The sequence below is a fragment of the Brevundimonas sp. SL161 genome (assembly GCF_049896985.1).
GTDB lineage: Bacteria > Pseudomonadota > Alphaproteobacteria > Caulobacterales > Caulobacteraceae > Brevundimonas.
This window is the reverse complement of record NZ_JAFCVJ010000003.1, coordinates 52,423-75,504: the sequence shown is the minus strand read 5'-3', so window position 1 is coordinate 75,504 and position 23,082 is coordinate 52,423. Positions and strand designations below refer to the sequence as shown.

Here is a 23,082-nt window from a genome sequence, read left to right as displayed (position 1 = left end):
GTCAGCGATCCCGATCCGGTTTGGATCAGAGAAGCTTCAGGTCCACGGCCGAGGTCTTGCCGCGCTGGGATTCCAGCTCGTACTGAACCTTGGCGTTCTCATCGAGGCCCGTCAGGCCAGCCTTCTGCACGGCGGTGATGTGAACGAACACATCGGCGCCGCCGCTTTCGGGCTGGATGAAGCCGAAGCCCTTCGTGGGGTTGAACCACTTGACCGTACCGGTCGCCATTGTTGCGTCTCCATAAACGCGCTTTTCCAGGCGGACGCCCTGTCGAGGGGGTCCGACAATCCATCTGGACAGCTCGTTCAGGCGAAGGAGCGAAACGCAGGTTTGGACCCCACGCGAAATCCGGATTGCGCGGATGTTTTCTCTCAGCCGCAAAGCCCGGTCAACCGGAAACGATTCGTGCGTCAGGCGGGCCTGTGCGGAAGGATTTTACGCGCACAGCCCTCGGGGCGCCCCATCAAGGTGAAGATGATCCTTGTGCGCATCATTATAGTCGGGGCTGAGCACCGTCGAAAACACCCGGCAGGCGCCTTCGCGGATGCGTCTCAATAGACCGGAACCTCCTGTTCCGTTTGGACCTTGTCCGTCCCAGTCGTTGAGAACCGACACCGTCCGACCGTCCGCAAGGGTCACCGAGGCGACGTCGAGCGCATTGGCCCTGGCGTGCTCGCTGGGCCGGTCCGAGACCTCGGTCGAGCCGTAGATCCGGCGGCAGGAATAGGTCCCGTAGTTGTTCACCGCGACGGCGCGGGAACCGTAGATCGCCTCCGCCGCCGGCTGCAGCACCTGCCGGTCCCAGATGACGTAGCGAACAGCCAGCGGGCATTGCATGGTCAGGCCGCCCGGCTTCAGCGGCGTCACCGCGCCGCCGGTGATGGTGATCGCGCCGCGCACCTGGCAGAAGCCGCCGTCGTCCCTGTCCTCGGCCCGCCGCACCTCGACCCCTGCGTCGCGCAGGGTCTGGATACAGGCCTCGGTCGCGCCCCGCACCTCCTCGGGCGACGCCGCAAACGGAACCTCGAAGTCCGCGACCTTGGCCTCCGTCGCCTGGCCGAGCGGATGGTTGAGATCCAGCGGCTTCCACGGCAGATCCTGCGGCGGGGCGAAGGCGTTCATCAGCGCGAAGGCCGCGCAGACGCCCAGCGCCAGCTCCCACATCAGGTTCCAGAAATCGGCGAAATCGCGCTTCATGCCCGATGACAATGGACGGACGGGCGAAAGGTAACAATCACGCGCGCGCGTTTCCCATGTCCCCATCTCGACGCGCGGGCGCAAACCGCTCAAACCTGCGGCCGAACACGGAGCGATCACGATGGCCAAGGCCAAGGACTACGACAAGACGCTGGAGGCCCTGCAGGTGGAGCTCGTCGACACCCAGCACTGGGCCATCGAACAGGGGCTGAAGGTGCTGGTCGTGTTCGAGGGCCGCGACACCGCCGGCAAGGACGGCGCCATAAAGCGGATCACCGAATACGCCTCGCCCCGCCAGACCCGCATCGTCGCCCTGCCCAAGCCGACCGAGCGAGAATCCACACAATGGTATTTCCAGCGCTATGTCTCCCATCTGCCGGCGGCAGGCGAAATGGTCCTGCTGAACCGGTCCTGGTACAATCGCGGCGGCGTCGAGCCGGTCATGGGCTTCTGCACCCCGGAGCAGCATGAGGCCTTCCTCGACGACGCGCCGCGTTTCGAGCGGCTGTTGACCGGATCGGGCGTCATCCTGATCAAGCTGTGGCTCGACATCTCGAAGGACGAACAGGCCAAACGCCTCGCCGAGCGGATGGAAGACCCGCTGAAAAAGTTCAAGGTCTCGTCCCTCGACGCGGAGGCCCAGATCCGCTGGGACGCCTATACCGCCGCCCGCGACCGCATGCTGGCCGAGACCCACCATCGCGACGCGCCCTGGACCATCGTCGCCACCGACGACAAGAAGACGGCCCGGCTGAACATCATCCGCCACATCCTGCATCGGCTGGGGCGGCCGGGCGCAAGGATCGGCCATGTCGACAAGGGCGTGATCCTCGACGCCAGCCGCGCGAAGGGCAGGCTGAACGCCTAGATGTGACGCCTTCATACAAGACGCCTGCCTGTGTCATCATCCACATCCGGGGCTCAGGCAGCGAGCGTCGGCCTTCCCGCGCAGGCGGGACGGCCGACGCCGGCGGCAGCCCCCTCAGAAGGAGAAGAACGATGTCCTACATCACCGGCTTCCTGACCCCCGTGAAGGCCGCGGACAGGGACCGCTACATCCGGTCCGCCGAGTTCAGCGCCCCCCTGTTCAAGGAGTTCGGCGCCCTCGAACACGTCGAGACCTGGGGTGTCGACGTCCCGGCCGGCAAGGTCACCGGCTTCGACCTGGCCGTGAAGCTGGAAGAGGGCGAGGTCGTCGTCTTCTCGTGGCTGAAGTGGCCCGACAAGGCGACCGCCGACGCCGCCTGGGCCAGAATGATGGAAGATCCCCGCTTCGCCGACATGGACATGCCCTTCGACGGCAAGCGCATGATGTGGGGCGGCTTCGAGGTCGTGTTCGAGGCCCTGTCGGGGAACATGCGGAATACTACGTAACCCCGGGTTCAGTCGGCCTTCATCGGCGGGTGTAATCTCTTTCCAGCGCGCAGCCGCGTTGACCAGTCTGGTCAGACGGTCGGCAGCGATGACGCATTGCCATCCAGGCAATGCTTCTGGAGGGGAAGGCTAACATGTTCGGTATTTCGAGCTCTTCTGACGCGGTCTTGAGGGCACTCGACAAGTCACTCGCCATTATCGAATTCGACCCGACGGGACAGATTCTCACGGCGAACCCGCATTTCTGCGACGCCATGGGCTACAGCCTTTCGGAGATCAAGGGACAGCATCACAGCCTGTTCGTGGATCCGGTCGATGTCCGGGCCCCCGAGTACAAGACCTTCTGGGCCAAGCTGGGCCGAGGAGACTTCGATGCCAGCGAATACCGGCGCCTGGGCAAGGGCGGCCGGGAGGTCTGGATCCAGGCTTCCTATAATCCGGTCAAGGATTCCCGCGGCAAGGTGGTCAAGGTCGTCAAGGTCGCGACCGACATCACCCAGGAGAAGCTGAAGAACGCCGAGTTCGAAGGCAAGCTGAACGCCATCTCGCGGGTTCAGGCCATGATCGAGTTCACGCCCACCGGCGAGATCATCACTGCGAATGAGAACTTCCTGGCCACGCTGGGCTATCGCCTCGATGAGATCCGCGGAAAACAGCACAGCCTGTTCGTCGAGCCCGCCTACGCGCGCTCGAGCGAGTATCAGGACTTCTGGCGCAAGCTTAATGGCGGCGAATTCGTCGCCGCCGAGTTCAAGCGGATTGGCAAGGCCGGCAACGAGGTCTGGATCCAGGCCTCCTACAATCCGATCTTCGACATGAACAACAAGGTGATGAAGGTGGTGAAGTTCGCCACCGACGTCACGGAGCGGGTTCGCGCGGTCAATGAAATCGGCGAGGGCCTGTCACAGTTGGCCGACAACAACCTCCAGTGCCGCCTGCCCAACGCCTTTGCACCAGAGTTCGAGACCGTTCGCAACGACTTCAACCGCTCGCTCGAGAGTCTGGAATCCGCCATGCAGGGCGTCACCCAGAGCGCCAGCGTCATCCAGTCGGGAACGGCCGAGATCTCGGCGGCGTCCGACGATCTGTCGCGGCGAACCGAACAGCAGGCGGCGAGTCTGGAGGAGACGGCTGCCGCGCTCGACCAGATCACCGCCACGGTCACACGCAGCGCCGAGGGGGCAAAGCAGGCCAGCGAAGCCGCGTCCGGCGCCAAAGCCGACGTAGTCACCTCCGGGCGGGTGATGGACGAGGCCGTCTCCGCCATGGGGGAGATCGAGCAGAGCTCTGGTCAGATCACCCAGATCATCGGCGTGATCGACGAGATCGCCTTCCAGACCAATCTGCTGGCCCTGAACGCCGGGGTCGAGGCCGCGCGCGCGGGTGATGCCGGCCGTGGCTTCGCCGTCGTCGCCCAGGAAGTCCGTGCCCTGGCCCAGCGGTCCGCCGAGGCGGCCAAGGAGATCAAGGAGATCAAGGCGTTGATCGCGTCGAGCTCCGACCAGGTCAAACGCGGCGTTAAACTGGTGGGCGACACCGGACAGGCGCTCAACGGCATCTCCGCCAAGGTGACGTCGATGCACACCCTGGTCTCCGAGATGGCCAAGGCCTCGCAGGAACAGTCGACGGCGCTCCTTCAGGTCAACAGCGCGATTAACCAGATGGACCAGGTGACGCAGCAGAACGCCGCCATGGTGGAAGAAGCGACCGCAGCCGCGACCAGCCTGTCGGGCGAAGCGGATCAAATGGCCACCCTGATGCGGCAGTTCCGGCTGGGAACGGGCTCGGTCGTCGTCGTCGCCGACCGCGGGCGGCCAACGGCCGGGGCTTCATCGGCGCGACCCATCAATCCGGTCGGACGGGCCCAGGCCAAGCTGGCGACAGCCATGAAGGGGGGCGGCGCCCAGCCGGTCGCCGACGAGTGGGAGGAATTCTAGGATGGACGATCACGTCCGCACCCCCGAATCCCGGCTGGAATTGATCTCGTTCGAGATCGCGGAACGGGAATTCTGCATCGATATCCGCAGCGTCCGGGAGATCCGGGGCTGGACCCCCGCGACCCCTGTTCCGCAGGCTCCCGACTATATCAGCGGCATGATCAATCTGCGGGGCGCCGTGATCCCCGTGGTCGATCTGCGCAGTCGCCTCGGGCTGGGGCGCACGGAGCCCTCATCCCGGCACGTCATTGTTGTCATCCACGATGAAACCCGTATCGCCGGCCTTCTGGTCGACGGGGTGCAGGAAACCTTCCAGGTCGACCCCGGCCTCATGCAGCCGCCGCCCAACGTGGATGCGCCGGAGGCCGAACGGTTTGTCGATGCCATCCTACCCCTGGACGGCCGCATGCTGAGCCGGCTCGTCGTCGGCTCCCTGCTTCCGCAGACGATGAAGGTGGCGGCCTGATCTGAACCCGGCCCCACCTCCAGGGAGGTGGCCGGACGCCCCTCCTCCCTGCGGGAGGAGGGGCGCGGGATCAGCTGTCCAGGAAGGTCCACAGCTTCCGTGACCGGCTCGGGTGCTTCAGCTTCCTCAGCGCCTTCGTCTCGATCTGGCGGATGCGTTCGCGGGTCACGCTGAACTTCCGGCCGCCCCATGGACGCCGCCGCCGTCTCGCGTGCCTTCAAGCGCAGCGGCAAGACGATCAAGCAGCGCGTCGTCCAGGCCCTCAACACCCTGGTCCGCTACGCAGAGATCACCCCCCTGCCCAACGGGCCCTTCGCCGCCAGGCGCGCGGCGTGATCGAATAACCCTCTCCCGCCGGGAGCGGGGTCCCCTCTACGATGTGAAGCCGGGCTCACCCCAGACGCACCCTCGGCCCCCGCGCCGCGGGCGCGTCATCCTCGGCCCGCACGGCCGGCTCTACCGGGCGCTCCCTGTTCCAGGGCCAGTCTTCCATGTCGGCCTCGGGCGAGTGGCGCAGGTGCTGGCGGACCATGGCGCCGTCCGGTTCGGGGATGTCCCCGGACAGCGGCTTCAGATTGCCGACCGCGTCCCAGTAATGGCCGGCCCAGCCGCCGTTCACCCCGGCGGCGAAGTCCGCCAGGGCGATCTCGGGCCCCAGGTGTATGGCCCGCCAGTGATAGGCCGCGTGGCCGAAACTGGAGGTGATGCCATGGCCGGTGTCGCCCAGCATGGCCTCGGCGTTCTCGACCGCCATCTCGAGCGACAGCGTCTCAAGCGCCCTGAAATCGAAGGCGTCGGGTTCAGGCTCCCCATCGTAAGGCGCCGCCGTGGCCTCCAGCGTCTGCGCCAGACCCTGAACGGCCTTGAGCAGGCTCAGCGCCTCCGCGCCCCGCCCGGCGGCGATCAGGGCGGCAGCGTGGCGGATGCCCGCCGCGCTCGCCTCGTCCGGGTCGATCTCGGCCAGACGGTTGCCCGGCGCGGATGCGATCGGGTCCGCGCGCCCGGCCAGCCGGACCTCTTCGGCCGCCGCGTCCTCGTCCGCCTCCGCCAGGGCCGCCTTGCGGGTCCAGCCCTCCGCATGCGCCCGGTATCTGAGGTTGCCGTAGCCGACGTCGAACCGACGCGCGACCGAGGCCGCCGTCTCACCGGCCAGATAGGCTTCCCTGACCCTGGCCCACACCGCAGGGGACCGCTGCCTGATCACGCGTCGCTCTGTCATCCGCGCACCATGGACCGCCGCTACGCCAGAATCGGTCGGAACGGACTGGCGAGGTTGGTCGAACTGGCGTTCGCGATTGGTCAGTTTGGTCACGCGCGCCGGCGGAACGCTTTACCTGCGCAATACTTGTCCCTCTCCCACCGGGAGAGGGAAGAAAAAGGGCCGCCTCCTTACGGAAGCGGCCCTGATCCTTAAGCCTCAGCTGTCGAGGAAGCTCCGCAGCTTCCGTGACCGGCTCGGGTGCTTCAGCTTGCGCAGCGCCTTGGCCTCGATCTGGCGGATGCGTTCGCGGGTGACCGAGAATTGCTGGCCGACTTCTTCCAGCGTGTGGTCGGTGTTCATGCCGATGCCGAAACGCATGCGCAGGACCCGCTCCTCGCGCGGCGTCAGCGACGCCAGCACGCGGGTGGTGGTCTCGCGCAGGTTCGACTGGATGGCCGCGTCGATCGGCAGGATGGCGTTCTTGTCCTCGATGAAGTCGCCCAGGTGCGAGTCTTCCTCGTCGCCGATCGGGGTCTCGAGGCTGATCGGCTCCTTGGCGATCTTCAGGACCTTGCGGACCTTCTCCAGCGGCATGGCCAGTTTTTCGGCCAGCTCTTCCGGGGTCGGCTCGCGACCGATCTCGTGCAGCATCTGGCGGCTGGTGCGGACGATCTTGTTGATCGTCTCGATCATGTGGACCGGGATGCGGATGGTCCGCGCCTGGTCGGCGATCGAGCGCGTGATGGCCTGACGGATCCACCAGGTCGCATAGGTGCTGAACTTGTAGCCGCGGCGGTACTCGAACTTGTCGACCGCCTTCATCAGGCCGATGTTGCCTTCCTGAATGAGATCAAGGAATTGCAGGCCGCGGTTGGTGTATTTCTTGGCGATGGAGATGACCAGACGCAGGTTGGCCTCGACCATTTCCTTCTTGGCCTGACGGGCCTCGCGCTCGCCCTTCTGCACCGTCTGGACGATGCGGCGATAGTCGTCGATCGGCAGGCCGGCCTCGGTCGCCACGGCGGCGACATCGCCCCGGATGGTGGCGATCTGGGTCGACTGGTCGTCGCTGAACTTGGTCCAGCGAACGCCCATCGCCTTGACCGTTTCCGACCAGTTGGGGTCGAGTTCGCGGGTGAAATAGGCCTTGAGGAACTCGGGGCGCGAGATGCCGTAGCTGTCGGCCAGGCGGAGCAGCCGGCCTTCCAGACCGATCAGCCGCTTGTTGATCGCATAGAGCTGCTCGACCAGGGCCTCGATCCGGTTGTTGTTCAGCTTCAGCGTCTTCAGCCGGCCCGAGATCGCCGCCGACAATGTGTCATAGGCCTTGCGGTCCTTGACGCTGAGGTCCTCGCCCTTCAGCCGGGTGTCGACCAGCTTCTCCTGCAGTTTGCGGAAGGCGTCGAAGTCCGAGGCGATGGCGTCCAGGGTCTCCATGACGCCGTCGCGCAACTCCGCCTCCAGCGCCGAGATCGACATCCCGCCGCCGTCGTCGAAGTCTTCGTCCTCCTCGTCCTGCTCGGCCTTCTCGGCCTCGGCAGCGGCGTCCGAGCCCGGTTCCAGCTCGGGCTTGGGCGGGACCGGCTGGCCAGGGATCGGGGGCTGGGGCTGGTTGTGCGGCAGGGACGCGGGGTTGAGCACGCCATAGGTGGCGTCCAGGTCGATGACCTCACGCAGCAGGATGCGGTTGTTGGCCAGTTCGTCGCGCCAGACCATGATGGCCTCGAACGTCAGGGCGCTCTCGCACAGGCCCGAGATCATGGCGTCGCGCCCGGCCTCGATCCGCTTGGCGATGGCGATCTCGCCCTCGCGGCTCAGCAGCTCGACCGAGCCCATCTCGCGCAGATACATCCGTACGGGATCGTCGGTGCGGTCATAGGTCGGCTTGGCATCGCCTTCGGTGACCGAAGTCTCGGCGCGCTCGGCGACTTCGCCGCCCGTCGTCTCGGCGGCGTCTTCCTCCGCCTCGACAACATTGACGCCCATCTCGGATAGCATCGCGAGCGTATCTTCAATCGCGTCCGGCGTGACTTCTTCCGACGGCAGAACCTTGTTCAGCTCCTCCATCGTCACATAGCCACGCGCCTTGGCCTGCTTGATGAACTTCTTGACGCCAGCATCTGTGAGATCGAGCAAAGGCCCGTCGGTGGATGTGGACTCAGGCGGTTCCTGCGTATCAGTCATTCAGTTCAATTCTCCGCACCGTCAGGACCCCGCCGGCCCGTCGGCAAAAATGCAACATTCGTTCCGAAATAGAACGCATGCGGGCCGAGTTCGTTACGAACCAGCCTCATCGTCCCAGATCATTCCGGTCTTGATGGCTCGTCGCAATACATCACGTTCCGCCTTCAGACGACTGAAGGCGGATGCGTCGAAAGCGTGATCCGCCCCCGACTTCGCTGACGCCAGCGCCGCGTCCAGTCCCGCAACGCGGGTCAGGGCGTCGAAGCCTTGCGACCACCGGACCCTTGCTTCGGCGAGGGGCGCATTTGCGGCCAGGAAAGGCGCGCCGGACTTTGCCGCCGCCTTCTCGACCTCGCGCACTAAAGCATCGTGTCCGGAGGTCGCGAGATGGCGACGCAAGGCCGCGCTGTCAAGCGTTTGGCCCCCGAAACGCAACCTGACCAGCTCCTGCGCCAGCCCGTCCAGAGCCGGATCGCCGAAGCCATGCGAGGCGATTGCCTCCAGATGGTCGTCCATCCGCTCCGGATCCTCGATGGCGCCATGGGCCAAGGCCGCTGCGATCGGCTCGATCGATCGGGTCAGGGCGTGCATCGCCGAGGCGCCCTCCGCCGTCTGGCCGAGCTTCGGCGGCGCACCCTGCTTCCAGCGTCCACCCGGTTGCTGGGCGCGTGGCTGGGGCGCCGACCGGCCGGGGAACAGGGCATCGAAGCGGTCGAACAGCTCGCGGCGATACTGTTCGGCCAGATCCTTGTCCTGAATCGCCGCCGCCGCCGTGCGCAGCCGCCCTTTCAGCCCGGCCCGGCGCTCGGGCGTATCCAGCGGTTCAGCCTCGGCCTCGCGGCGAAACAAGACCTCGGCGAAGGTCCGCGTCTCGGTCATGGCCTGACGCAGGGCCGGCGCGCCCTTGTCTCTCAGGATGTCATCCGGATCCTGCCCGCCCTCCAGCAGGGCGAAACGGAACGATCGACCCGGCTTCAGCAGCGGCAGAGCGCGTTCGATGGCGCGATACGCGGCCCTCTGCCCCGCCCCGTCTCCGTCGAAACACAGCACCGGCTCCGACGACACCCGCCACAGCAGAGCCATCTGATCCTCGGTCAGGGCCGTGCCCATCGGCGCCACGGCCGGCAGGCCCGCGCGCTGGCAGGCGATGACGTCCATATAGCCCTCGACCACGATCACGGCCTGGGTCGATTTCGACTCCGCGCCGAGGATGCGCCGCGCCTCGGGCAGGCCGTACAGCGTCGCTCCCTTGTGGAAGAGCGGGCTCTCCGGCCCGTTCAGATATTTGGCCCGGTCGTCAGGGTTCATCGCCCGGCCGCCGAAGCTGACCAGACGTCCGCGCGCGTCGAGGATCGGGAACATCAGCCGGTCGCGGAACCGGTCATAGGGATTACCGCCGCCCTCCGGCGAGATCAGCATCCCCATCTCGACCAGATCGCCCGGCCTGGCCCCGCGCTGGACCAGCGCCGCCTTAAGCCCCTCGCGGTCGTTCGGCGCATAGCCGAGGCCGAACCGCTCCCACTGATCCTCCGGCAAGCCGCGCTTCTCGAGATAGTCGCGCGCCGCCTTGCCGGTCGACCGACGCAGGTTCGCCGCGAACCATTTCTGGGCCAGGTCCATCCAGTCCGACAGGCCCTGCTTCCTGGCCTGGCGCTCGGCGGCCTGCGGGTCCTCGGCCGGCATCTGCATCCCGGCCTCGGCAGCCAGCCGCTCGACCGCTTCGGGGAAGCTCAGCCGTTCGGTCTCCTGCAGGAAGGAGATCACGTCGCCATGCTTGCCCGACGAGAAGTCGTGGAAGAATCCCTTGTCGTCGTTGACGAAGAACGACGGCGACTTCTCCTTGGAGAAGGGCGACAGCCCCACCCACTCGCGTCCCTGACGCTTGAGCTTCACCGACCGGCCGATCACGTCGGACGGGCGAAGGCGGGCCTTCAGTTCCTCAAGGAAGCGGTCATCGAAACGCACCGCTCCGTATACCGCGCTCTGCGCCGCAGCGGAGCCATTAACCAGTCGTTAACCAAGAAGGCTAAACCGAGACGATAGCCTGCTGTTTTTTCAGGACATTTTTTGGTCCGAATGCGGAACTATCCACAGAAGGCAGGGTTAATCCACTGTTCCCTCCGGCGCAGAAGCACCGACCTACTCTTCAAGCCAGAGCCGCCCCATGTTCATCGCCATCACCCAACCGGCAGTCGAGCCCACCGGACCCGATCCCGTCGCCGTTCCCTATGCCCCTAAGGTTCACGACCTGAAACCGCGTGCACTCCACGCCCTCCTGCTGGCCAATGCCGCCCAGCGACGCCTGAGGGGTCTGGAGCGGAAGCGGGCCGATCGGCCGGAAGACGCCGCCTACTGGCTGCACGCCGCCCCGGTTGCGGTGAAGAAGGCTTGCGCGCTCCGCGAAGAACGCAGCTTCGCGCCGCTTCCCTAGGGTCTATCTCCAGGCAGCGCCCGAGATCGCGCCCTGCCGCCCGAGCTCATAGACCGCGCTCATGGACTCGAGGCTGAAGTCCAGCGCCGAGGCCTCGGAGTCGTCCGGCAGGGCGGCGTAGCGGAAGAACAGGTCGTTCCGGTCCGCGAAAGCGTGGTTGCCCGCCAGGGTCGTCACCAGCGAAGCGCGCAGCAGGACGTCGATGCTGCGGCCCAGCACGCCCTGTGGTGTGTCCTTCGTGATCCCGAAGCTGGGATTGGTTCGCCCGTTCACCACCACATAGAAGCGCGCGCCGCGCAGGGTGTCGGACGGCTCCTCGAACGACCACAGGGTCTCCGGCACGGCCAGGAAGGGCGCTGCCACTCCGCCGTCCACATGCATCTCCTCAAAACGAAGACCGGCGTTGTCTGACTGGATCAGAACGGGCGGAAAGGCGCCGGGAAAGCTGGCTGAGGCCACCAGCACGCTGCGAAAAAGCTCCAGCTCCTGGGGCGTGCCTTGCGTCGCAATGGCGCCCAGGTCCCAGCTGACGCCGCGTTGAGAGTCGAGGTCCGTGGTCGCAACCAGCAAGACCCGCCCCTTGGCGTATTCCGCCGCGACTGCGCGCAGGACATCCTCGGTCACGAACCGCTCGACCAGGGATCGAAGAGGCGCCGATTTGTAGATGCCGGACCCGATCAGAGCGCCCAGTCCCCGGGATTGCAGCAGACCCGCCGCCGCTCCGCCGGTATGGGCTTCGGCCAGCTCGTCATCGTAGTCAGGGCCCAGGAAGACGAAGGGCGCGGCCAGCGCCCCGGTCGAGACTCCGGTCACAACCTCAAAGTCCGGCCGCTCGCCGGTTTCGCTCCAGCCCTTCATCAGGCCTGCGGTGAATGCGCCGTTAGATCCGCCGCCCGACAGCGCGATGAAGTCCAGCCGCCCGTCCGCTCCGACCGGCACACCCTCGCGGAACGCCTGCTGGAAGATCGCGGCGCGGTCTTCGGCGTCGAGGTAGACGCGGATCGGATGATTCGGGGCCGAGATCAGCCCCATCGGCCGCGCGCCTGCGCGGTCCTGGAGGTCAAACGACGACCGGGCCCCGCTGGCGCAAGCGCCGAGCATGAAGATGACAGCGAGGAGGATCAGGCGAGCTGGCATGAACTCAACCTACCACGTCAGCGCAGTTCGGGCAGGCGACGCATCAGGGAATCCCGCAGGCGACGGCCTCGCTCGGCCACGCCCTTGGGGCGGACCCGCTCGCGCACCTCCAGCCCCCCGCCCCAGCGGCCGCGGGTTGCCTCGGCGAGATGGGGGTGGCGGTCGTGCTGATGGACGATGGCGCTGACCGAACCATCGGGGTTGACCACCTCGCCGTTCGCAAACGTCAGGGTCTCGCCGGGCGTCAGGCCGATGGTGGCGACCCGGCCGAAATTCTCGCGGACCTCGGCCTCCACCAGCCCCATATGCACCGCGATATTGCAGGCGGCCTGGTCCGTGCCGAACGCCCCGCCGATCTCCGAGCGCGGGATGGCCGCCAGCATCAGCACCATACGGCAGAACCGGGCGACCTCCCGGCGCGGCCCCATGACCGTGCCGACACAGATCGCGGGAGCCGACGCCAGATCCTGGGCCATCCGGTCTCCGGCCAAGGCTCGCAGATATTTCATGTTGAAGGCGTGATCGCCCAGCACGTCACCCTCGACGAAGACCTCAAGCCCCGTCGGCGCCGGCGCAAATGGCGGTCGCTGGAACAGGACGTCGCGCACGTCGGTCAGCAGGACATTCCGCACCTCGGGCCTATCCGCCAGATAGCGATCGAAAGCCGCGAACCGGGCGATGACCGCGTGGGGCTCCCAGCCCTCGACCATGTCCGCCGGCAGGGCATGGACCCCGTGCTCTTCCAGCATGGCGATCACATCGGGCCGGTCGTCGACGACCAGGGCGACCTCGCCATCAAACACCGCGCGCAGCGAGCGCAGAAACGGGGCGATGTCATGGGAATCGTAGCCGGTCGCGTAGCCCAACACGAGATCAACCGGCGCCGCCGAGACGGTTCGGGATCCTCCCCCATCCTTGCCCCGCGCGACGGCGAGCCAGCCCAAATAGGCTGAGGTCGCCGCGTGAATGGCCATTCTAGGCCTTCATCAGGTCGTTGAACCGGTCGAACAGATACAGGCTGTCCGTCGGTCCCGGAGAGGCTTCCGGGTGGTGCTGGACGCTGAATACGGGACGGTCCTTCAGCTGGATGCCGCAATTGGTGCCGTCGAACAGGCTGACGTGGGTCTCCTCGACGACGTCTGGCAGGCTGTCACGGTCGACGGTGAAGCCATGGTTCATCGACACGATCTCGACCTTGCCTGTCGTCAGATCCTTCACCGGATGATTCGCGCCGTGGTGGCCCTGGTCCATCTTCACGGTCCTGGCGCCGAGCGCGAGGGCCAGCATCTGGTGACCGAGGCAAATGCCGAAGACGGGCTTGCCGCTCTCGACCAGCTTCCTGATCTCGGGCACGGCGTACTCGCCGGTCGCCGCTGGATCGCCCGGGCCGTTCGACAGGACGACGCCGTCCGGCGAGCGGGCCAGAATCTCCTCGGCCGTCGTCGTGGCGGGGACCACGGTGATTTTCGCGCCGGTCGAGGCCAGCGCCCGCAGAATGTTTCGCTTCACACCATAATCGACGACGACGACGGTCTTGCGCCCCTCGGTCTTCGGGTGCCCCTCCGGCCATTCCCACAGGCCCTCGTCCCATTCGAACGCCTGAAGGGTCGAGGCGGGCCTGGCGAGGTCGAGGCCGACGAGGCCGGTCCAGGCTTTTGCCTGCGCCACGAGGGCGTCCAGATCGAATTTCCCGTCCGGATCGTGGGCGATCACCGCGTGGGGCGCACCGTGGTCGCGGATGCGCTGGGTCAGGGCGCGGGTGTCGATACCCGCAAGGCCCACGACGCCGCGCCGCTTCATCCAGACGTCGAAGCTCGAGTCCGAGCGCCAGTTGGCCGGATCGGTCGGCAGGTCGCGGAAGATCGCGCCTCGTGCCGAGGTGTTCGAACCGCCGCCCATCTGTTCGATGTCCTCCAGGTTCGTGCCGGTGTTGCCGACGTGCGGGAAGGTGAAGGCCAGGATCTGGCTCATGTAGGACGGGTCGGTCAGGATCTCCTGATACCCGGTCATCGCCGTGTTGAAGACCACCTCGCCGAGCGCCGAGCCGGTCGCGCCGACCCCCACGCCCTGGAAGATCGTGCCGTCTGCGAGAGCGAGGACGCCAGTGGCGCCGGGGAGAAGCTTGTCAGTCATGCGCGCCTCATAGCACCGAATCCCGGCGCTCAAACGGCGGCGTGACTACCGGGGCGAATGTCGGCGGTCAACGCCGTCGGTGGCGGTCGTCATGGCTTTGTTAGCGCGAGGTGCCGCCTCCGCAGCCTGAGACCGACCCAGACGACAGTCGTCACCGCGAAAAAGGCCACCGCGATCCCCAGAAAGACCCAGCCAGACATCACAACGGCCCAGCCGCAGAATGCCAGGCCGCCCAGCGCCGCGATCCGCTCCGGCCAGCGGTCGGTGAACCGCATCAGGGCCACGCAGCAGAACCCGTAGACGACCAGGAACAGCACGGTCGTCGCGCCGATCAGCAGACCGAACTGCCCGGCGAGCCGGGGCTGGGCGCTGGCCAGGACGATGACGGTCATCAGCACGCCGTGGATCAGGGGATTGGCGGGCGGCGTCACCGCCCCGTGGCCAAAGACCCGAGGCAGGAAGCCCTGGCGGGCGCCGGCGCGGGCGGTCTCTCCGGTCAGCATCATCCAGCCGCCCAGCGTTCCCAGTGTCTTGGCCACGGCGCAGACCGCGACGAAGCCTGCCGCCCCGCTTCCGATCACCCGCACGGCCACATCGGCGAACGGGCTGCTGGACTGCGCCAGTTCCGCCGCCGGGATGACGCCGAACACCGCAGCACTGACCGCGATATAGATGATGGCCGCCAGCGTGACGCCAACGAAAGTGGCGCGACCGACGTTCCGTTCGGGGTCCTTCAGCCTCTGGGCCACCACTCCAGCGCTTTCGAAGCCCAGGAAGGCCCAGAAGATCAGCGCCATGGAGGCCGGTACGCTCGACGTCAGACCGACGCCGGCCGGCGACCATGACGCCGCGAAGACCGCCGGGTCGAAGGCGATCGCGCCAGCGAACACTGCAATCACCAGGGGAACCGGACGGACAGCCAGGGTCAGCCCGCCGAAACGCGCTACGGCCCGGGGCCCGGCCATGTAGAGAAGGGTGGTCAGCCATACGAGGGCGACATTGCACACGGCGCCGGGCCAACGCTCCGCCAGCATCGGGACGAAGAACGCCATGTATCCGGTGGCGGCCACCGCGATGGCGACATTGCCGACCCAGTTGCCGACCCAGTAGGCCACGGAAGCCTGATAGCCGAAGAAACGGCCGAGCCCCTGCCCCGCGTAGCCGGACGGGCTGTCGGCCGCGGGAAGCGTTCGGCCGAGGCCCGCGAAAACGGCGGCCAGCAGCAAGGCGCCCAATGCGGCGACGACCCAGCCCACCAGACTGGAGCTGCCGATCGACGCCAGCGAGGCCGGCAGGAGATACACACCCGAGCCGATCATGTTGCCGGTGACGAGGAGGGCGGCGAGACCCCAGCCGAGTTTGCGGTCGCCCGCCGGTCGCGCGTCGGTCATGCGGTTCCCCCTTGCCTGCCATCACTCAAGCATGGACGGCGCCGATCCGCATCTGGAACCAAGCCACGGCGGTCTCGTGGCGAGAACTCAGCACACCCGTCTCATAGGCGCCCGCCGTCAGGTTCCTCTGCACGGCCTCGCAGATGGCCGCGTCCTCGGCGGTCAGCCGGTCCGATGCTACCAGCGCCTCGCCCAGCGCCCCCTCCCCGCCGTCGTTGAGGAACAGATAGTCCAGCCGCGTGCGACCCGGCCCGACCGGCGTCATCCGCTCGATCATCGCTCCGTTGCGATAGACGTTGATCCCTAGGTTGGGCCACAGCCAGCCCCAGACCCCTGCCTGGGGTCCGTCGTTCACCCCGACCGCCTCCTGGATCACCAGATCGCCCTCGACCCGGACGCGGTATTCCGCCGGGCCCAGTTCGTCGGCGAGGACGGGATGGACCGAACCGATGTGGTAGCCCTCCAGATAGTTCTCGGCATAGACCTTCCAGTCGCAGTCCAGGACATGGGTGCGGCGCGCGGCCGGGCGGGCGATGTCGAAACCCCGTTCTGCCAGCAACGTCTCGAGCGGCGCGACGGTCTGACCGAGGGGCGCAGCGTCGGGGTCCAGCGTCACGAACACCAGCCCGCGCCAGGTCTCCAGCCTCAGGCCCAACAGGCCGAATTCGCGGGGATCGAACCCCTCGGCGGCGCCGAACCCCGTCGCCGCCCTCAGCCGACCCTCAAGCGAGTAGCGCCAGCCGTGGTAGCCGCACACCAGTTCGCGCCCGCAATTCCCTGCGACCCCACTGACCGGCGGCCCGGCCCGGTGGCGGCAGACATTGTGGAAGGCCCGCAGCGCGCCGTCTGCTCCTCGCACCATCAACAACTGATGCCCTGCGACGTCGGTGGCGACCCAGTCGCCGGCATCCGACGCCTCGGCCTCATGAGCGAGGAACAACCACGTGTGCCCGAACAGGCCTTTGCGCTCGCGCAGCCACGCGTCGGGACATCCGTAAAGCCGGGCCGGAAGAGTGACCTGCATGACCCAACAAGGCCGCGGAGGCCCGGCCTCGTCAAGCGGCTCGACTTTCCGCAGGCTAGGCCGGGATTCGTGCACCGTCCCACGCGAAGACGCCGCCGCTGTCCGCAGGAGTCAGGCCGTCAAGGACACCCAACAGATTTCCTGCAGAGACAGCGGGCGTGAACAATGCTTCCGGCGACACCCCTTTTTGGAACGGTTCGCTCAGCCCTGTACTCACCGTCCCCGGATGCAGCCCCGCCACAATCGCATGGGGATGAGAGCGCGCCATCTCGATCGCGAGGTTGCGAACGATCATGTTCAGCGCCGCCTTGGACGCGCGATAGCTGTGCCAGCCGCCCAGACGGTTGTCGCCGATCGATCCGACTCGTGCGGACAGGGCCGCGAACACAGCGCGCCGGTCGCGGGGGAGCAACGGCAGGAAATGCTTGGCGACGAGCGCCGGGCCGACGGTGTTGACGCGGTAGTCTCGCAGCAGGTGCTCCGCCGTCATCGCCCTGAAGGATCGTTCGGGCGCCTCGCCGTGGTGCAGGATGCCGGTGGCTACGAAAATCAAAGCCGGAGCCGGTCCGTCCGCGATTCGCCCGGCGGCGGCGGCGATGCTGGCCTCATCTTCCAGATCCAGTCCCGTCACCGAGCGGGACAGGCGGTGAATCGTGGCGAAACGTCCCGACGCCGCCAACCCATCGGCCACGGCTGCCCCGATGCCCCCCGATGCACCGACGACAACAGCGGAAGCGACGTCTGGACCGAGAGCCTGCATGCGTCCGATCAACGCCCTCCAGGGGAGAAGAACAAGCTGGCATCGCGTCGCGCCCTTGCGCTCCCATATACTTTGTTATACAAAGTTCTTTAACTACGGAGGTCCAATGATGTCGCGCTCGACCCCATCCGCCTTGCTCGCCGCGCTGTTACTCACATGTGGCAGCGCAGCCTCCGCCGTGGCCCAAACCCCGGCCACTGCCGCTGTCGCCACTGTTCCGCCGACCCAGGAGGTGCGCAGCGCAGATCTGGTCGCCGACTATTTCGCCGCCGATCCGGCCACAGCCTCGCGCGGCGCCGTCATCGTGCTGGGCGGCTCAGAAGGCGGGCTGGGCGGCTCGCGCAACCTCGCCCGACGCCTTGCAGCCGACGGGTTCAACGCCATCGCAGTCTCCTACTTCGGCGAGACCGGCCAGTCGCCGCGCCTCAACGAGATCCCCATCGAGCCCGTGGGCGCCGCTCTGGTCTGGCTTCAGTCGAGGCCTGAGGTCGCCGGCCCCGTCGCCGTCATGGGCGTGTCCAAGGGCGCCGAGCTGGCCCTGTTGACCGCCAGCCGCGACCCGCGGATCAAGGCGGTCGCGGTCGGCGTGCCGTCGAGTCTTGTCTGGCAGGGGATTGATCAGACGGGCAGCCCCACAGGATCGTCCTGGACTGCAGGCGGCCAGCCACTGGTCTATACGCCCTATGACTTCAGCCAGGGTTTCATCAGCATCTTCGCCCTGTACGCGGGCGCCATGGACTCTGCCCCGGCCGAGGCGGAAATCCCGGTTGAGCGGATCGCCGGGCCGATCCTGATGATCTCGGGCCAGGCCGATACGCTGTGGCCGTCTGCTGACATGGCCGCCCGGATCGAGCGTCGCCTGCAGGCGCACGACTTCGCCTTCCCGGTCGTCAGCATCGAATATGAGGACGCTGGCCACGCTGTATTCGGCCCGCCGATCCGCGATCCGAACGCACCAGCGCTGCAGGGCGTGCTGAGTGTCGGCGGCACGATCCCGGCCCTGGTGTCCGCCCGCGCCGACGGCTGGCCCCGCGTCCTGGCCTTCCTGCGCGAGGCCCTGTCGCACTGAGGTAAGGCGCATCGGAGGCTTGCGTCCCCCGATGCCTTGGGCGAGACGGCGGGTATGACGATCACCACGGTCGGCCTCGATGCCGACGACACCCTCTGGCACAATGAGACCATCTTCCGCCTGACCCAGGCGCGGTTCCTCGATCTGCTGGGCGACCACGACAACGCGCTCATCGAGGCGCGCCTGGCCGAGGTAGAGGGCCGGAACCTGAGGCTCTACGGCTACGGCATCAAGGGCTTCACCCTCTCCATGATCGAGACGGCAATGGAGCTGTGCGAGGGCGAGCCTCCGCCGGGCGTCCTGCGCGAAATCCTCGCCGCCGGCCGCGAGATGATCGCCCATCCGGTCGAGACCCTGCCGGGCGTCGACGAGGCCCTGCAGCGGCTGTCCGAACAGTATCGCCTCGTGCTGGTCACCAAGGGCGACCTGCTGGACCAGGAGCGCAAGCTGGCGGCGTCCGGCCTCGGCGATCTGTTCGCGGCCGTGGAGATCGTCTCGGAGAAGGATAGGGGCACCTATTACCGCGTCTTTGCCCGCCACGGCACGGGCGCCCACGAGGCGGTCATGGCCGGCAATTCGGTCAAGTCGGACGTCATCCCGGCCATCGAGGCCGGGGCCTTCGCCGTCCACATCCCCTATCACGTCACCTGGGCGCACGAGATCGCCGAGCCGCCGGTCGACCACCCGCGCTTCGGCCTGCTCGACCGTATCGACGACCTGCCCGCATGGATCGCCGAGCGGGCTCAGGCGTAGCCGAGCAATTTCCGCAAGCCGGGCGCGTGGAACTCGACCAGCGCTTTCTGCGCGTCCGGCAGAACATCAGGGAATACCAGGCCGTCGGGCAATTTCAGGTTTTCGCGGGCAGTCCGGCTCTTCTTCCGGTCGGCGCCGGTGACCACGCGTTCACGCCAGTCGTCGGGGCGGACGATGCCCGCTGCTTCCAGCAACTCGGCAATCAGTCGCTCGCTCCCGGGCGCCTCTATGTCGCGGACGGCCGCGGCGAGATCCTCATAGCGAACGAGATGAACCCCCGCCCCCAACCAGGCGGCGGCATTGTGGGTGTAGATGTCGATCAGGGCGGGCGACTTCTGGTGCACGCCAAAGATCATCATGTTCATCAGGGCCTCGGCCGAGAAGAGGCCGGGGGTCTTGAGGTGCTGGATGTTCTCCTGCTCGAACTCGTCCGAGACGAAGAAGCGGGCGCGGGCGAGCACCCAGTCCCAGGGATCCCGCACCAGCAGGATGTGCCGGGCGAACCGGATATTGGCCAGCGACTGATCGCTGAACAAAAGATGCGCCGCCGCCAGTTTGGGCGCGTTCGGATCGAAGGCGTCCAGGTGCTGGTGCATATTCGGGATCTGCACGAAATCCCGGTCGTGATGCTGCTCGATCGGGACGAACATCCGCAAGACATTGCGCAGCAAGTGCGTCCCGCCCTTGGGGATGCTGTTGACGAGCAGAGGCTGTTTCAGCGGCGTCTGGACGAAACGCGCGACCTCGGCGTCCAGCGTGTCCTGCATGCCCTTGATGATGGCCATGGGGTTCCTTGAGGGCGAAACGGAAAAGGGCGGCGGATCTCTCCGCCGCCCTTCGTCCTAGCGTGGATCGTTCCGGATCAGAACGACTTGGACAGACGCATGAAGGCGCGCCGGCCGTAGTAGGCCTCGGTGTATTGAGACTGCAGGACCGAGTTGCCGGTGGTGCCCACCGAGACCGACGAGGCGGCCGGCGGCAGTTCGTCGAACAGGTTGGCTAGGCCGCCCGAGATTTCCCAGCCGTCGCCCTCGTAGCTCAGGGACACGCTGTGGAAGCCGGTGAACTCGGCATAGGCCTTGGTCTCGGTCGTGCGGCCGTCGATCACCTGGTTCAGATTGCCGCCGTTGCGGATGATGTCCGGGCGGGCGTCCTGGTTGCCGATCCAGTCCCAGCCCCAGAAGGCCGTCCAGGGGCCGCGTTCCAGGGTCAGGTTGACGTTGCCGACCAGTTCCGGATTGCCGATGTCGCCCAGGAAGTCCGTGCCGAAGTTGGCGAAGGTCGACTGATTGGTTTCGAAGGTCCAGGTGGTCTGTGTATCAATGGTCACGGTGCCGAAGTCGAAGTCACGGAACCATCGCGCCGTGAAGTCAATGCCGCGGTTGTTCTGTTCCGCGATGTTCAGATAGCTGTCGCGAACCCGATCGATCGACTTGGTGGTGCCGTTGCGATCGAACTGGTTGCAGATCGGATCGTTGGGAAAGCTTTCCGACAGATAGCAGGCCTGCAGGATCCCGGCGGCGCCGAGCACATCGACCTGGTCCTTGATGGCGATGTCGAAATAGTCGACGGCCAGGCTCAGGTCGCTGCCGGCCGGCGTCAGGATGACGCCGATGACAGTAGCCTTCGAGGTCTCGGGCACCAGCACGCCCAGGCCGCCGCCGGTGACGACCGTGGCGCTCACCACGCCGCCGGTGAAGGTCGGCAGAACCCCGCCGCCCGGTCCGGACGTGCTGGTGCAGTTCCGATAGATCGGGCTGGTCGTCTGGATGCTGCCGTCGGCGACGCGTTGACCGAGGTTCAGGCAGGGATCGATGTTGCGCTGACCGATGAAGCTGGTCTGGTCGGCCAGATACAGTTCAAACAGGGCCGGTGCGCGGAACGAGGTCCCGTGGGTGGCGCGGAAACGGATGGAGTCCGTGATCTCCCAGTTCAGGCCCACCTTGTAGGTCGAGGCGTCGCCCGAAGTCTTGGTGTCGGTGTAGCGACCCGAGAGAGACATCGTCAGGCGCTGGGCGAACGGCACGTCAGCCAGCAGCGGGACCGAGAGCTCGCCGTAGACTTCGTTGGTGTCTTCCGTACCCGCCGTAATGCCGCCGCCGGACAGGCCCCAGCTGTTGTCGGCCAGGGTGATCGGGCCGGGCGTGTCCTCGATTTCGTCGCGACGCACGTGGAAGCCAAAGGCGGCGCCCAGCGGACCGGCCGGCAACTCGTACAGGGTGCCCCCGATCGTGCCTTCCAGATACATCTGCTCGTAGATCGTCTTGCCGGTGTCGGTGTCGAACAGGAAGGCCCGCTCCGCAGGCGTCAGACGACCGGCCAGGAAGTCAGGCCGGGTGAAGTCGACGTCGATACAGGGCCGGCCGCTGACCGGCAGGTTGGTGCCGACGCAGGAGCGCGTCTTGAAGCTGGTCGAGTCCACCGCATCCTGCAGGATGACATCGGTTGTGTATTCGCCGTCCGAGCGGCTGTACTGGGCGAAGACGTCCCACTTCCAGCCGCCCAGGTCGCCTCGAACGCCGGCAACGGCCCGGGCGTAGTCGACAGTCTGCGACTGGTCGAAGTGGTCGGTGATGGGCGTGGCGCTGAGGATGTTCAGCCCGCGGAAGCCGGTGACCGGGTCGCCGCCGGAGCCGGGGCCGTAATAGAAGTCCAGGAAGTCGGCCGTGTAGGTGTAGTTCCAGAACTGACGATAGCTGTCCGTGCGGCTCTCGCGACGGTTCAGCAGGATCTCGGCATAGGCCTCGACGGCGCCGCTGATCTCGTAGGCGCCTTCGGCGAAGACCGTATAGCGGGTCGTTTCGGGGATGATCGATTCCTCCAGCGCGTATTCGCTGAGGTTGTTCGTCACCGCCCGCGACGGGATGTCGTAGTTGACCAGATAGAAGCCGGTCGGCGCAGTGGGATACTGCGCCGAGACAACCGGGTTTGTCGGCCGGCGCGGGATGTGCTGGCCGAGGTTGCCGTCATAGTCGAACTGGAACCGGCCCGCGCGGCCCGAGAAGTCCGGGCCGTAGACGTAGATCTGACCCCAGGTCAGGTCCGTGCACTGCGGCTGGCCGGTGCGAGGATCGATGCGGTCGGCGCGGGTGCGGGTGCCGGGCTGGAACACATACTGGTTGCGGCAGACCAGGTAGTCCCGCTCGCCGGCGGCCAGCTTCTCCTGGCGGTAGTAGTCGGCCGACAGGTTCAGGTAGCCGCGATCAAAATTCGCGCCCCAGGCGGCCGAGACATTGTATTGCTCGCCGCCGCCCTCGATCGGAACCGTGCCGAACACATTCATCACGCCGCCGTCGCGGCCGCGCTCGGTGATCAGGTTCACGACCCCCGCCACGGCGTCCGAGCCGTAGATGGACGAAGCGCCGTCCTTCAGGATGTCGACGCGGTCGATCGCCGATTGCGGGATGACGTTCAGGTCGAAGGCCGAGACTGCGCCGCGCGTACCCGCCGGACCGGCGCGACGGCCGTTCAGCAGCACCAGGGTGCGATTGGCGCCCAGGCCGCGCAGCGAGATGGTCGCCGAGCCCGGCCCGCCGTCCGTGACGAAGGCGCTGGAGATTGTAGAGTTCACCTGAGCCGAGCCGGCCGCGAGCGTCGAGGACTGCAGCAACTGCGTCGTGTCGCTGAGACCGCGCTGGCGGGCCCGGTCGGTAGTCAAAATCTGGACCGGAGATGCGCTGGTGAATTCGTTGGTCGGAATGCGCGACCCGGTGACGACGACCTCTTCGACCGTCGTGGCGTCTTCGTCGTCGGGATCCTGAGGCGGAGGTGGCGCGTTCTGGGCGAAGACAGGCCCGGCCATGACCAGCGCGGCGAACAGACCGGACGCAATGGCCGAGGATTGCCGCAGTCGATTGCGGAAGAGCATGACATTCACTCCGTAAAAATCAGGATCCGTCAGTATGATTGGCGGAGGCCCCTGATCTTGCATCGGGAGGACGCAATTTGGCAACTCCATTGCCATATTTTCGTCGCGGCTTCCCTGCGGCCTGTTAGAATGAGGCGGGGACCTGTTGCATCAACG

The 23,082-nt window shown here is 66.6% G+C and carries 21 protein-coding genes and 1 pseudogene; 8 read left to right on the top strand and 14 right to left on the bottom strand.

Annotated features, from left to right (window positions below; all coding sequences use genetic code 11):
* Positions 1 to 25: 25 nt before the first annotated feature.
* Complete coding sequence (locus ACP7AU_RS04110) at positions 26 to 229, bottom strand: cold-shock protein (protein WP_303695099.1); 204 nt, start codon at positions 227 to 229, stop codon at positions 26 to 28.
* Positions 230 to 436: 207 nt separating this feature from the next.
* Positions 437 to 1,198, bottom strand: coding sequence for an extensin family protein (locus ACP7AU_RS04105; RefSeq protein WP_426036409.1), 762 nt, complete (start codon positions 1,196 to 1,198; stop codon positions 437 to 439).
* 121 nt (positions 1,199 to 1,319) lie between these two features.
* Here ACP7AU_RS04105 and ppk2 point away from each other — a divergent pair, with 121 nt between their 5' ends.
* The 4 genes from ppk2 (at position 1,320) to ACP7AU_RS04085 (ending at position 4,975) form a co-directional block, all read left to right on the top strand.
* On the top strand, positions 1,320 to 2,066 hold the full coding sequence (gene ppk2, locus ACP7AU_RS04100; RefSeq protein ID WP_426036407.1) for a polyphosphate kinase 2: 747 nt from the start codon (positions 1,320 to 1,322) through the stop codon (positions 2,064 to 2,066).
* A 131-nt stretch (positions 2,067 to 2,197) separates the two neighbouring features.
* Positions 2,198 to 2,572, top strand: a complete 375-nt coding sequence (locus ACP7AU_RS04095; RefSeq protein WP_426036405.1) for a DUF1428 domain-containing protein — start codon at positions 2,198 to 2,200, stop codon at positions 2,570 to 2,572.
* Between the two features lie 134 nt (positions 2,573 to 2,706).
* The gene (locus tag ACP7AU_RS04090) at positions 2,707 to 4,509 is read left to right on the top strand and encodes a methyl-accepting chemotaxis protein (protein WP_426050595.1); all 1,803 of its coding nucleotides are present in this window, start codon (positions 2,707 to 2,709) and stop codon (positions 4,507 to 4,509) included.
* Position 4,510: 1 nt separating this feature from the next.
* Positions 4,511 to 4,975, top strand: a complete 465-nt coding sequence (locus ACP7AU_RS04085) for a chemotaxis protein CheW (protein ID WP_426050594.1) — start codon at positions 4,511 to 4,513, stop codon at positions 4,973 to 4,975.
* 70 nt (positions 4,976 to 5,045) lie between these two features.
* On the opposite strand, the pseudogene ACP7AU_RS04080 reads toward ACP7AU_RS04085, so the two are convergent.
* Positions 5,046 to 5,159, bottom strand: a pseudogene (locus ACP7AU_RS04080) (sigma factor-like helix-turn-helix DNA-binding protein); the annotation flags it as partial.
* A gap of 5 nt (positions 5,160 to 5,164) precedes the next feature.
* On the opposite strand from ACP7AU_RS04080, the gene ACP7AU_RS04075 reads away from it, so the two are divergent.
* Entirely contained in the window at positions 5,165 to 5,311 is a 147-nt protein-coding gene (locus tag ACP7AU_RS04075) for a hypothetical protein (RefSeq protein ID WP_426036399.1), read from the top strand.
* Positions 5,312 to 5,366: 55 nt separating this feature from the next.
* Here the strand turns inward: ACP7AU_RS04075 and ACP7AU_RS04070 are convergent, their stop codons facing one another.
* The 3 genes from ACP7AU_RS04070 to dnaG form a co-directional block, all read right to left on the bottom strand.
* The gene (locus tag ACP7AU_RS04070) at positions 5,367 to 6,179 is read right to left on the bottom strand and encodes a hypothetical protein (RefSeq protein ID WP_426050593.1); all 813 of its coding nucleotides are present in this window, start codon (positions 6,177 to 6,179) and stop codon (positions 5,367 to 5,369) included.
* Positions 6,180 to 6,392: 213 nt separating this feature from the next.
* A complete protein-coding gene (gene rpoD, locus ACP7AU_RS04065; RefSeq protein ID WP_426036396.1) occupies positions 6,393 to 8,360 on the bottom strand; it encodes an RNA polymerase sigma factor RpoD in 1,968 nt (655 codons plus the stop codon).
* Positions 8,361 to 8,453: 93 nt separating this feature from the next.
* Complete coding sequence (gene dnaG, locus ACP7AU_RS04060; RefSeq protein ID WP_426050592.1) at positions 8,454 to 10,325, bottom strand: DNA primase; 1,872 nt, start codon at positions 10,323 to 10,325, stop codon at positions 8,454 to 8,456.
* Between the two features lie 199 nt (positions 10,326 to 10,524).
* Between dnaG and ACP7AU_RS04055 the strand changes: the two genes are divergently transcribed.
* Positions 10,525 to 10,791: a hypothetical protein gene (locus tag ACP7AU_RS04055; RefSeq protein WP_426036392.1), complete on the top strand. Its 267-nt coding sequence runs from the start codon at positions 10,525 to 10,527 to the stop codon at positions 10,789 to 10,791.
* Positions 10,792 to 10,794: 3 nt separating this feature from the next.
* Here ACP7AU_RS04055 and ACP7AU_RS04050 read toward each other — a convergent pair whose 3' ends face one another.
* The 6 genes from ACP7AU_RS04050 to ACP7AU_RS04025 form a co-directional block, all read right to left on the bottom strand.
* Entirely contained in the window at positions 10,795 to 11,928 is a 1,134-nt protein-coding gene (locus ACP7AU_RS04050; protein WP_426050591.1) for a patatin-like phospholipase family protein, read from the bottom strand.
* Positions 11,929 to 11,945: 17 nt separating this feature from the next.
* Positions 11,946 to 12,902 carry a hypothetical protein gene (locus ACP7AU_RS04045; protein WP_426036388.1) on the bottom strand — a complete coding sequence of 319 codons (957 nt, stop codon included), beginning with the start codon at positions 12,900 to 12,902 and terminating at the stop codon, positions 11,946 to 11,948.
* A gap of 1 nt (position 12,903) precedes the next feature.
* Positions 12,904 to 14,061, bottom strand: coding sequence for a glutamine-hydrolyzing carbamoyl-phosphate synthase small subunit (carA, locus tag ACP7AU_RS04040; protein ID WP_426050590.1), 1,158 nt, complete (start codon positions 14,059 to 14,061; stop codon positions 12,904 to 12,906).
* 89 nt (positions 14,062 to 14,150) lie between these two features.
* A complete protein-coding gene (locus tag ACP7AU_RS04035; protein WP_426050589.1) occupies positions 14,151 to 15,452 on the bottom strand; it encodes an amino acid permease in 1,302 nt (433 codons plus the stop codon).
* Between the two features lie 25 nt (positions 15,453 to 15,477).
* On the bottom strand, positions 15,478 to 16,476 hold the full coding sequence (locus ACP7AU_RS04030) for an aromatic ring-hydroxylating oxygenase subunit alpha (RefSeq protein ID WP_426050588.1): 999 nt from the start codon (positions 16,474 to 16,476) through the stop codon (positions 15,478 to 15,480).
* A 55-nt stretch (positions 16,477 to 16,531) separates the two neighbouring features.
* Entirely contained in the window at positions 16,532 to 17,236 is a 705-nt protein-coding gene (locus ACP7AU_RS04025; protein WP_426036380.1) for an SDR family NAD(P)-dependent oxidoreductase, read from the bottom strand.
* 178 nt (positions 17,237 to 17,414) lie between these two features.
* Between ACP7AU_RS04025 and ACP7AU_RS04020 the strand changes: the two genes are divergently transcribed.
* Positions 17,415 to 18,305, top strand: a complete 891-nt coding sequence (locus tag ACP7AU_RS04020; RefSeq protein WP_426036378.1) for an acyl-CoA thioester hydrolase/BAAT C-terminal domain-containing protein — start codon at positions 17,415 to 17,417, stop codon at positions 18,303 to 18,305.
* Positions 18,306 to 18,359: 54 nt separating this feature from the next.
* Positions 18,360 to 19,058, top strand: coding sequence for an HAD family hydrolase (locus ACP7AU_RS04015; protein ID WP_426036376.1), 699 nt, complete (start codon positions 18,360 to 18,362; stop codon positions 19,056 to 19,058).
* Here ACP7AU_RS04015 and ACP7AU_RS04010 read toward each other — a convergent pair.
* The gene (locus ACP7AU_RS04010) at positions 19,049 to 19,843 is read right to left on the bottom strand and encodes a hypothetical protein (protein ID WP_426050587.1); all 795 of its coding nucleotides are present in this window, start codon (positions 19,841 to 19,843) and stop codon (positions 19,049 to 19,051) included. The two genes, ACP7AU_RS04015 and ACP7AU_RS04010, sit on opposite strands and share 10 nt — an antisense overlap.
* Before the next feature lie 77 nt (positions 19,844 to 19,920).
* Positions 19,921 to 22,926: a TonB-dependent receptor domain-containing protein gene (locus ACP7AU_RS04005; RefSeq protein ID WP_426036372.1), complete on the bottom strand. Its 3,006-nt coding sequence runs from the start codon at positions 22,924 to 22,926 to the stop codon at positions 19,921 to 19,923.
* Positions 22,927 to 23,082: the final 156 nt, after the last annotated feature.

Bases quoted from the DNA above. Each gene is read 5' to 3' on its own strand.
- ACP7AU_RS04110 (WP_303695099.1), bottom strand. From the start codon at position 229: ATGGCGACCGGTACGGTCAAGTGGTTCAACCCCACGAAGGGCTTCGGC.
- ACP7AU_RS04105 (WP_426036409.1), bottom strand. From the start codon at position 1,198: ATGAAGCGCGATTTCGCCGATTTCTGGAACCTGATGTGGGAGCTGGCG.
- ppk2 (WP_426036407.1), top strand. From the start codon at position 1,320: ATGGCCAAGGCCAAGGACTACGACAAGACGCTGGAGGCCCTGCAGGTG.
- ACP7AU_RS04095 (WP_426036405.1), top strand. From the start codon at position 2,198: ATGTCCTACATCACCGGCTTCCTGACCCCCGTGAAGGCCGCGGACAGG.
- ACP7AU_RS04090 (WP_426050595.1), top strand. From the start codon at position 2,707: ATGTTCGGTATTTCGAGCTCTTCTGACGCGGTCTTGAGGGCACTCGAC.
- ACP7AU_RS04085 (WP_426050594.1), top strand. From the start codon at position 4,511: ATGGACGATCACGTCCGCACCCCCGAATCCCGGCTGGAATTGATCTCG.
- ACP7AU_RS04075 (WP_426036399.1), top strand. From the start codon at position 5,165: ATGGACGCCGCCGCCGTCTCGCGTGCCTTCAAGCGCAGCGGCAAGACG.
- rpoD (WP_426036396.1), bottom strand. From the start codon at position 8,360: ATGACTGATACGCAGGAACCGCCTGAGTCCACATCCACCGACGGGCCT.
- ACP7AU_RS04055 (WP_426036392.1), top strand. From the start codon at position 10,525: ATGTTCATCGCCATCACCCAACCGGCAGTCGAGCCCACCGGACCCGAT.
- ACP7AU_RS04050 (WP_426050591.1), bottom strand. From the start codon at position 11,928: ATGCCAGCTCGCCTGATCCTCCTCGCTGTCATCTTCATGCTCGGCGCT.
- ACP7AU_RS04045 (WP_426036388.1), bottom strand. From the start codon at position 12,902: ATGGCCATTCACGCGGCGACCTCAGCCTATTTGGGCTGGCTCGCCGTC.
- carA (WP_426050590.1), bottom strand. From the start codon at position 14,061: ATGACTGACAAGCTTCTCCCCGGCGCCACTGGCGTCCTCGCTCTCGCA.
- ACP7AU_RS04035 (WP_426050589.1), bottom strand. From the start codon at position 15,452: ATGACCGACGCGCGACCGGCGGGCGACCGCAAACTCGGCTGGGGTCTC.
- ACP7AU_RS04030 (WP_426050588.1), bottom strand. From the start codon at position 16,476: ATGCAGGTCACTCTTCCGGCCCGGCTTTACGGATGTCCCGACGCGTGG.
- ACP7AU_RS04025 (WP_426036380.1), bottom strand. From the start codon at position 17,236: ATGCAGGCTCTCGGTCCAGACGTCGCTTCCGCTGTTGTCGTCGGTGCA.
- ACP7AU_RS04015 (WP_426036376.1), top strand. From the start codon at position 18,360: ATGACGATCACCACGGTCGGCCTCGATGCCGACGACACCCTCTGGCAC.
- ACP7AU_RS04010 (WP_426050587.1), bottom strand. From the start codon at position 19,843: ATGGCCATCATCAAGGGCATGCAGGACACGCTGGACGCCGAGGTCGCG.
- ACP7AU_RS04005 (WP_426036372.1), bottom strand. From the start codon at position 22,926: ATGCTCTTCCGCAATCGACTGCGGCAATCCTCGGCCATTGCGTCCGGT.